This is a genomic window from Streptococcus sp. GMD4S, from assembly GCF_000296955.1.
In genome coordinates, this window is the sequence record NZ_AJRE01000021.1 from 1 (window position 1) to 1,895 (window position 1,895).

At 43.6% G+C, this 1,895-nt stretch carries 2 protein-coding genes and 1 pseudogene; all 3 read right to left on the reverse strand.

What is annotated here, in order from left to right:
* Positions 1-169 (reverse strand): annotated as a pseudogene (locus GMD4S_RS00405) (uridine kinase); the annotation flags it as partial.
* A 111-nt stretch (positions 170-280) separates the two neighbouring features.
* Positions 281-1,159: a tRNA pseudouridine(55) synthase TruB gene (gene truB, locus GMD4S_RS00410; RefSeq protein ID WP_001013282.1), complete on the reverse strand. Its 879-nt coding sequence runs from the start codon at positions 1,157-1,159 to the stop codon at positions 281-283.
* A gap of 11 nt (positions 1,160-1,170) precedes the next feature.
* A partial coding sequence (locus tag GMD4S_RS00415) for a DUF2130 domain-containing protein (protein ID WP_000311727.1) occupies positions 1,171-1,895 on the reverse strand: 725 nt, incomplete at its 5' end.

Genomic DNA, 1,895 nt, shown 5'->3' on the forward strand with positions numbered 1-1,895 from the left:
TTTTGACACGCTCTTCAAAGGTCAAGTGAGACTGATCCTTGTAGTATGAATCATGCTCAATCATGGAAATCTTTTCATCAGGAAAATGCGATAAAATGGCTCTTGAAACACTGGTTTTTCCTCCACCAGAACCACCTGTCACTCCGATAATGATTGGTCTATTTTGCATGCTATCCTCCGTTTTTTTATCCGTCGTCTATTCTATCATATTTTTTTCAAAATTTATAGTCTGGTTTGGATAGTCTAGGGGAAACAAATCCATCCCCACACTCCAGTTAGACTAGCCAAAAACCTTTCTTGGTTTGTAGAAATTGTCCCTTTTTTCTAAAATGGCAAGCAATTTATCACCTTCAAAAGCAGCCAATTCTTTGTCCGTTTGGTCTAGCTCGATAAAACGACCAAAGCGCACTTCTGTAGCCTCTTCTGGACTTAGGAAAACTTTGACAAGGTCCCCTGTACCAATCTCAAGAGGGTGGAGAAAGTCAAGTTGACCAGCCTCAACTCTTTCGGCAATTTCTTCCAAGGTAAGAGCCTCATCTAACTGCAAACCTGCAGCACTGGTACGTGTTAGGTGAGACATATGGGCCGCATAACCCAGCTTCTCTCCCAAGTCAACAGACAAGATACGGATATAAGTCCCCTTACTACATTTCACACGAAAAGTGAATCGTGCAAGTTCGCCCTCATAAGAAATCGGACTCGTCCGCTCAAATTGATAAATGGTCACCTGACGTTCTGGACGCTCCACTTCCTGACCTGCACGCGCATACTCATAGAGCTTGCGACCATTGACCTTGACAGCCGAGTACATAGGTGGAATCTGAGTAATAGGCCCAGTCAGACTCGCAATCGCTTCATCGACAGTGGTTTCATCCAAGGGCGACAAAACAGGAGTTTCTGCGACTACTTCCCCACTAGCATCCTCGGTCGTCGTTGAATAGCCGAGAGTGATTTCCCCCTCATAGACCTTGCCCTCATCCTGCATAAACTCGACCATGCGGGTCGCCTTGCCCACCGCAATAGGCAAAACACCCACTACATCCGGATCCAGGGTCCCACCATGACCGATTTTCTTTGTTCCCAAAATCTTACGCAGTTTAAAAACCGCGTCATGCGAAGTCATCCCCGCTTCTTTTTTTAAGTTAATAATACCGTTCATCTGTTGCTTTCTCACTCTCCCTTCAGCGCATCAAACTTGGCTTTCATAGTTGGGTTTTTTCGGGTCAATTTTTTTACTGAAACATCTTCCAATTTGTTATTGGCGAGGCGGAGTTGGTTTTCGGATGTGGTTAGGAATTTCTTAACCTCTTCCATGCGTTTGATAGCCTTATCAATTTCGTCGATGGCTTTACCAAAGTTAGTTGAAGCTGAATTGTAGTTCTTGGCAAAGGCTAGTTTAAAGGCATCCAAATCTTCCTCAAAGTGAGTGATATCAATGTTTTGTTCACGGACAAGTGCCAACTCTTGCTTATATTTCAAAGAATTAAGCGCAGCATTTCGCAAGAGACCAATCAACTGGATAAAGAACTGGGGACGAATCACATACATCTTTTCATACTCATGACTGACATCAACAATCCCTGTATTAAAGTAGTCGTTATCTGCTTCTAGCATGGTCACCAGAACCGCATATTCGCAGTTTTTCTCCCGACGGTCCTTGTCCAATTCCTTGTAGAAGTCCGCATTCTTGTGCCTTTTCTCTGTCCCATCCGCTTCGTTTTTCATCTCAAACATGATGGAAATAATTTCCACTCCATTTTCATCACATTCACGGAAGATAAAGTCTCCCTTAGATCCACGCGCAGAGACCTTGTTATCCTTCTCAAAGTAGGCATTTGGAAAGGCAAAACTACGAACCTTGTTAAACTCACTCTCTGCATACTGTTCCAAACTTT

What these genes read in the sequence shown, in the direction of transcription:
- truB (WP_001013282.1), bottom strand. Translation starts at nt 1,159, where the DNA reads ATGAACGGTATTATTAACTTAAAAAAAGAAGCGGGGATGACTTCGCAT.